Origin of the sequence: Streptomyces sp. LS1784 (genome assembly GCF_020103755.1) — a bacterium.
In the GTDB taxonomy this organism is placed as follows: domain Bacteria; phylum Actinomycetota; class Actinomycetes; order Streptomycetales; family Streptomycetaceae; genus Kitasatospora.
Genome location: NZ_JAHSQD010000490.1, coordinates 1 through 6308, shown reverse-complemented (window position 1 = coordinate 6308; position 6308 = coordinate 1). Strand labels below are relative to the sequence as shown.

The window sequence follows — 6308 nt, the reverse complement described above, 5'->3', positions numbered from 1 at the left end:
ACGGCTCGATGAACGTCCACTGCTCGTCGGTGAGTTGCCTACGTGTCACACGCAACGTCCTACCGGATCCCGCTTTCGAGCAAGCACGAAACCGCAATATTGATCACGACATCACACAGGCCCTAGCGCCCAGGCCAGCGAGCACCCTCGAACAGGCTGCACTCGAACGGGTGGACCTTTTTCGAAAAGGTGTCGTTCCGCTGGCGCATCGACCTGGTTGTTTCCACAAAAACCCTGGCCGACAAAGCCGTCGAGGCCTACGTCGAACGCGCCGCCACCCACGCCGAGCGGTGGAGCGACCACGCACCGGTCACGGCAGTGTTCGATCTGAACAACTAGGCAGCAGAAACTGGTAGTTCGACAGACTGAAGAGGCGGCCCCGACACGGGGCATTCCACACGTCGGGGCCGCCTCTCGGTAGCAAACACGCGCGACAACCTGCCGCTCGCGGCATAGCCGACCGGCATCCACCCGACCTGCCGTGTCATCCCTCCTTTGCGTGCCCCAGCCCGCCGCTCCGGGGCGAGCCCGGCCGTTTGGCGGCGGAAACCGCGATGGGGGGGCCGGCGGCAGTTCGACGAACTCCTGGACGCGATCACGCGGATCGTCGCCGCCCCCGAGCCGCAGCCATCCGTGCCCCGTCGCACGGCCCTCGGCGATCCCGAGGAGGTGACGGTGCGGAGCCTGTCCGCCGTCACCGCGGAGGTGCTGAACGCGTACCTCGACCGACACGCCGGTGGCGACGACCTCGTGGAGAGGGCACTACTGCCCCTCGCCCGGCACGGCCACGGCGGCGAACCGGCATTCGCCTCGGTCCTCGCCCACCACTCCGACCCGCACCACGACGTCCACACGCTCACCCAGGAACTTCGCCACGGGCTCGGCGGCAACCCGGGCAACCGCGAAGCATGGGCCCGGGGGATCCTCGCCCTACCCGACTGCTCCAGCGAGACCGTCCTCGCCCTGCCCACCTGGACCGCACTCCAAGCACGCGGGCACCGCTACGACACCACGACGGTCGGCGAGTGCTTGTCGCTCGCGACCGGGATACCCGCGTTGTCGGTGGTGTGCGGCGTGTTCATCGGCGCTCTCTCCGGTTACGTCTCCATGCGGGCCTCGACACCAAGGCGTGTCCGACAAATGATCATCTGGCCGGTCCGCGGGACCAGAGGATCATCTGTCAGCCACGCCGTGGCGCCAAGTGACGGAATGCCTAACATAAACAAGGCGGGTGAGAGCAAATATCGCAGCAACATCACCAGTTCCGGTGAATATTGATGGTGCGTCAGTGTGATTCCCCTTGCTCTGATCATGATGGCGATCGGCATCCGTTCACAGAGAAGGTGGTTCCGAATGACCAGTGACCCGACTCCGTCGGTCACCGAAGCGACGCTCACCGACATCGCCACCAACGGCGTCTGGGGCCCGGGCCACAGCGTCAGTCAGGCCGTCGTCGACGTGTCCCGGGCGCTGCTCGGCTCCCTCCAGGGTGAGGAGGGCGTCGAACTCCCGCCGGAGCTCTCGGAGCTGGTGGCCGATGTCCAGCGGATCGCCACGATCGCGCTCCCCCGCATCACCACGCACGACGGTGTCCGGCTGTCGTCGTTCTCGATCAAGCTGAAGGGCGACGCCCCGCGCCCGGTGGTGATCGTGCCCGCCGGGTGGAACCCGTTCGGCTGGCTGCCCTTCCTCTACGCCTACCTCAAGCTGGCGCAGCGCGGCTACCACGTGCTCGCCTACTCCCCGCGCGGCATCGGCATCAAGGGCTGGCCGTCGACCTCCGAGGGCTTCATCGGCGTGGCCGGGCCCAACGACTGGGCCGACGGCTCGTCCGTGATCGACTACGCGCAGGAGTCCTTCGAGCCCAGCCGGCTCGGGTTCCTCGGCGAGTCCTACGGCTCCGGGATCAGCCAGCTGGTCGCCGCACACGACCCGGCCGGCCGCGTCGACGCCGTGGTCGCGCTGAGCACCTGGGGGAACCTCGCCACCAGCCTGTACAACAACGGCACCCGGCACCTGGAGGCCGTGCAGGCGCTGATCGACTTCACCGGCGGCCCGCTGGAGGAGAAGTTCGACGAGGAGACGCAGCAGCTCCTCAAGGACTTCCTGAGCGGTCGGAACCTCGACCAGGTGGTCGAGTGGGGCACCGAGCGCTCCCCGCAGGCCTACGTCGACCAGACGAACGCGCGGGGCATCCCGACGTTCATCTCGAACACCTGGCACGAGACGCTGTTCCCGGTCAACCCGGTGGTCGAGCTCTTCGAGCGGCTCACCGTGCCGAAGCGGCTGAACCTGTGGATCGGCGACCACGGTGCCCCCGAGGGCCCCGGCCTGGCCGGGCTGGTGACCGGCCTGCCGTTCCCCGGGCTCGCGGAGCCGACGCGGGAGGCCTACGCGTGGCTGGACCACCACCTGCTCGGCGTCGACAACGACGTGCCGAACTGGCCGACGGTGAGCAGCCAGAGCATGTTCACCTACAAGACGGTCGCGATCCCGGGCGGCACCAAGCTGATCACCGTCCCGGCGCGCCGCGAGACGTACGAGGCCTGGCACGAGGTCACCACCGGCAGCGAGGACTGGTATCTCACCGGCGCGGGTGACACCGGTGACGGCGCGCTGACCGACAAGCCGACCGTCGGCTGGTCGCGGGACTTCGCAGCGGGCGCCCTCACCTCCTCCGTCGCGGGCGAGCTGCTCAAGACCGGGCAGCAGGAGTGGTTCGGCAACCCCAAGGTGTACGAGCCGGCGAACTTCGAGCGCGATCAGCTGCTGGTCTGGTCGACCGACCCGCTGGCCGGATCCGGCGAGGTGGCCCGCCGGATCCGGGGCGCCGCCACCGTGCGGCTCACCGTGCGCAGCAGCACCGACGCCGCCACGGTGGTCGCCTACCTGTACGACGTCGCCCCGGACGGCAGCGCCCGGATCATCACCCACGAGCCGTACACGGCCACCGACCTGACCCCGAACGTCAACACCACCGTCGCCTGGCTCCTCCAGGCCGTCTCCTACGACCTGCCGGCCGGCCACCGGCTCGCCCTGGTGGTCAACAGCCGTGACCCGCTGTACTCCTACGCGGGCTCCGACCTGCACGCCCTCACCACCACCACGGTCAGCTCCGTGAGCGGGAGCGAGGCCAAGCTGGAGCTGCCGCTGGGCTGACACCCCCAGGGCTCCACTGCCCGTACGGCAGCCCGCTGACCGGCGTACAGCGGGCTGCCCCCCAGGTGCTTCGCATCGTCGCGCGCCTCCCAGTCCTCCTCCAGCTCTTCGTCTTCCGCCTCGCCGTCGACGGCAGCCACGCGACCGGCAAGGTCGGTGCGAGCTGGGTGCAGGTCGTGCTGGCGTGGAGCTTGGCGTTCCTGCTCCTGGCCGAGTGGACGGCGATGGGCGCATCCTGGAAGGGACCGAGCGGAACGTCGGCGATCTGCGGGCTGTCGAGCACGTAACTCCGGGGCTTGCAGGAAATGGGATCGCCGCAGTTCAGCGCGTCGGTCTTCAGCAGCCTCGGAACGTGCTTCGCCCACTGTCGGAACGCTGAATGCGTGGTCGCAGGTCATGTGGCCCCTCGGAGGGTGGGCCTGATGGAGCCTGTGCTTGGTCCCAGTTCAGTGACCCGACTGCCGTGCCGCTCCTCCCAATACGCCAGGAGCTGAGCCCCGCGGCCGGTGTCGCGAACCAGGGCTTCCGGGTCTTGCGACGGCTCTCTCGCAGCCGGCCCGGATCGGGGCTCCGTGGCGGTTGCGTCCGTCCAGGTGGCCTCCAGTGCTGACGCCGCCTCTTCGTTCGTATGCGGGAGTAGGTTGCTGGGCGACCCACTGGCCCGCTTCCCGGAGGACACCGATGGCCATCCCCGCCCTGGACCACTCAACGACCCGCTACTCCCTCCCCCACGCCTACTGGATGGCCCAGGCCGCCGGACTGGCCATGCTGGACCGGGCCGGCATCGAGGACAAGGCCCACGCATGGGGCTTCGACGAGGTACGCCACTTCGAGTCGACACACCAAATGCCGTTCCTGATCGAGGACACCCAGGCCTACACCATGGCCAGCGACCGCATGATCGTCACCGGATTCCGGGGCACCGAGGTCCTGAAGATCTACGACTGGCTCACCGATGTCAGCACCCCGCCCGTCCCCGGCCCGGCGGACAAGGGCTTCGTCCACTACGGCTTCCACCAGGCCCTGCAGTCCGTCTACCCCGACATCCGCGACACCATCCAGGAACTGCGCACCGACGGACAGAGCGTCTGGTTCACCGGCCACAGCCTCGGCGGCGCCCTCGCCATGCTGGCCGGAGCCCGCTGGTACTTCGAAGAGCCTCGCCAACTTCCCGACGGCGTCTACACCTTCGGTCAGCCCCGCACCTGTGAACGTCTTCTCTCCGGCGCCTACAATGCGGCCTTCAGGAACCGCTGCTACCGCTTCGTCAACAACAACGACATCGTCCCTCAGCTCCCACCCGAGCCGGCCTTCACCCACGTCGACGCGCTGCGCTACTTCGACGCCGACGGGAAGCTCCACGAGGCTGTGCCGCTCCTCGCCGGGCTGAAGGACCAGGCGAAGGGCTACCGCCAGGACATGTTCGCCCCCGAGACCGACGGCATCAGGGACCACCACCTGCCCAACTACCTCGCCGCGTTCGAGAAGAACCTCGCCAAGACGGGCTGACCACAGGAGACCCCGGCCCCGGGGCCGCTCCGCGGCACCCGGGGCGCGCCGGGTGGGCCGGGTGGGCCATCGTCGTGGGCAGCGACCTCCCCCGGCGACTCGACGGCCGGTGGTAGCGGGCCGGGTCTACCTGACGGGCCTGGAGATCGGCAGCGTTGACGGAGCGCGCCTCGATGGGGGGCGGCCTGCCCAGGCGTCGCCCCGGGTCTATGACGTCACGGTGGCGCCGGCCTCCCGGCACTTGCGGTGCGGCTCGTTGCAGCTGCCCTTCTTCTTCCCCGCTGTCCGGGCACAGTTCTCGGTGTCGTGCGCCTCCTGCCCGGCGGGCGAGAGGTTGTCGTAGTTGCTCCCGTCATGCCGCCCGGGAGAGTCGCTGCCCACGGTGCCGGCGCCGGTCTCCGTCCCGGCTCCGGCGCGCTGGGTCGGCAAAGCCGCCGGTCCGGGCGAAGTGGTCTCGGTTTTCGCCGTCCTCGGTACGGGCGGCGGGACCGGCACGGGCGGAGCCGACGCGGTCGGCGGCGGCAGTGTGGGCGGCGCGGCCGAAGTCGCCGACTCGATGGAGGCCGCCGGCGCCGGGGACGAGGACGCGCCGGGGCCGCAAGCCGTTGCCATGGCGAGGAACAGCGCCACGGTTCGGACGTCCACCTCAGGGACCGCAAGCTCTTCGTCCGCTCGACCCTGTCCGCCGTGGACAACGGCGACCTCCACTTCAACCAGCCCAAGACCGAGGCCAGCCGCGCCTGGATCAGGCTCTCCCCCAGAGTCATGACCGCCCTCCACCGCCAGACCACGGTCCAGATGACCGCCCACCCCGACGACCGACTCGAAGGACTCGTCTTCGCCCGCCGGGGCGGTACGCCGCTGCGCCAGGTCCTGGATCAGCTCCAAGGCCCCGGACTTCGAGGGAAGAGGACGCGGGTCGTCGGCCTGTACACCTGCCCGCCCGCCGACGCGACGGTCGTCTGCGTCGACGAACCGGGGCCGGTGATCCCGCGCACCTTCCCGCCGGCGCCGGGCTGGTCGCCGGACGGGCACCGCATCAAGAGCGAACTGAACTACGGCCGCGGGCCGGAGAGACCCGGGTCTACGACGGCCTGCGCGTCCGCGGCGGACAGCAGGTCACCATGACCGCCTCCTCCCACAACAGCCTCTCCACCCGGGCCCGGCTCGAGGACCATCCCCGGATACGACATGCCTTCATCCCCGTCGGCGCCTGCTGGCTCAACCTCCAGGAAGGCTGGTGGCGCATTTTCCGCAAAGCCTCCCTCGCCGGCCAGTCCTTCGCCAGCCCCGACGAGATCACCCAGGCCACCCGCCTCGCAAAACCGCCCAGCTCAACGCACGTGCCAACCCTGGATCTGAGGCAGACCACCCCCGCCAACCCGCCAGCTCCGACGCCGATTTGTGTACCGCCTCTAAGGAATCCAGCACTAGGTTCTGTCCGCGCGATCATGAGCGGAGCCAGATGACCAGTGCGGCGACCGTGACCGTGCCGAGGAAAACGTAGACGCGTTTGTCATATCTGGTCGCGACGGCGCGGAAGTTCTTCAGCTTGTTGATCGCACGCTCGACGACGTTGCGTTTCTTGTACCGCTCTTTGTCGAATCCGGGCGGCCGGCCGCCGGCGCTTCCCCGCTTGC

At 69.1% G+C, this 6308-nt stretch carries 6 protein-coding genes and 2 pseudogenes; 6 read left to right on the top strand and 2 right to left on the bottom strand.

Features of this window, described 5'->3' with window-relative positions:
- Nucleotides 1–201: 201 nt before the first annotated feature.
- From KS423_RS35585 to KS423_RS35565, 5 genes and pseudogenes are all read left to right on the top strand, one after another.
- Nucleotides 202–339 (top strand): annotated as a pseudogene (locus KS423_RS35585) (exodeoxyribonuclease III); the annotation flags it as partial.
- 336 nt (nt 340–675) lie between these two features.
- On the top strand, nt 676–1278 hold the full coding sequence (locus KS423_RS35580; RefSeq protein WP_224283884.1) for a hypothetical protein: 603 nt from the start codon (nt 676–678) through the stop codon (nt 1276–1278).
- A 75-nt stretch (nt 1279–1353) separates the two neighbouring features.
- Nucleotides 1354–3159 carry a CocE/NonD family hydrolase C-terminal non-catalytic domain-containing protein gene (locus KS423_RS35575; protein WP_224283883.1) on the top strand — a complete coding sequence of 602 codons (1806 nt, stop codon included), beginning with the start codon at nt 1354–1356 and terminating at the stop codon, nt 3157–3159.
- Between the two features lie 65 nt (nt 3160–3224).
- Nucleotides 3225–3446, top strand: a complete 222-nt coding sequence (locus tag KS423_RS35570) for a hypothetical protein (protein ID WP_224283882.1) — start codon at nt 3225–3227, stop codon at nt 3444–3446.
- Between the two features lie 394 nt (nt 3447–3840).
- A complete protein-coding gene (locus KS423_RS35565; RefSeq protein WP_224283881.1) occupies nt 3841–4668 on the top strand; it encodes a lipase family protein in 828 nt (275 codons plus the stop codon).
- Between the two features lie 207 nt (nt 4669–4875).
- Here the strand turns inward: KS423_RS35565 and KS423_RS35560 are convergent, their stop codons facing one another.
- Nucleotides 4876–5097 carry a hypothetical protein gene (locus KS423_RS35560; protein WP_224283880.1) on the bottom strand — a complete coding sequence of 74 codons (222 nt, stop codon included), beginning with the start codon at nt 5095–5097 and terminating at the stop codon, nt 4876–4878.
- Nucleotides 5098–5355: 258 nt separating this feature from the next.
- Here KS423_RS35560 and KS423_RS35555 point away from each other — a divergent pair, with 258 nt between their 5' ends.
- Entirely contained in the window at nt 5356–5796 is a 441-nt protein-coding gene (locus KS423_RS35555) for a hypothetical protein (RefSeq protein WP_224283879.1), read from the top strand.
- Between the two features lie 321 nt (nt 5797–6117).
- Here the strand turns inward: KS423_RS35555 and KS423_RS35550 are convergent.
- Nucleotides 6118–6308: pseudogene (locus KS423_RS35550) on the bottom strand (IS5/IS1182 family transposase); the annotation flags it as partial.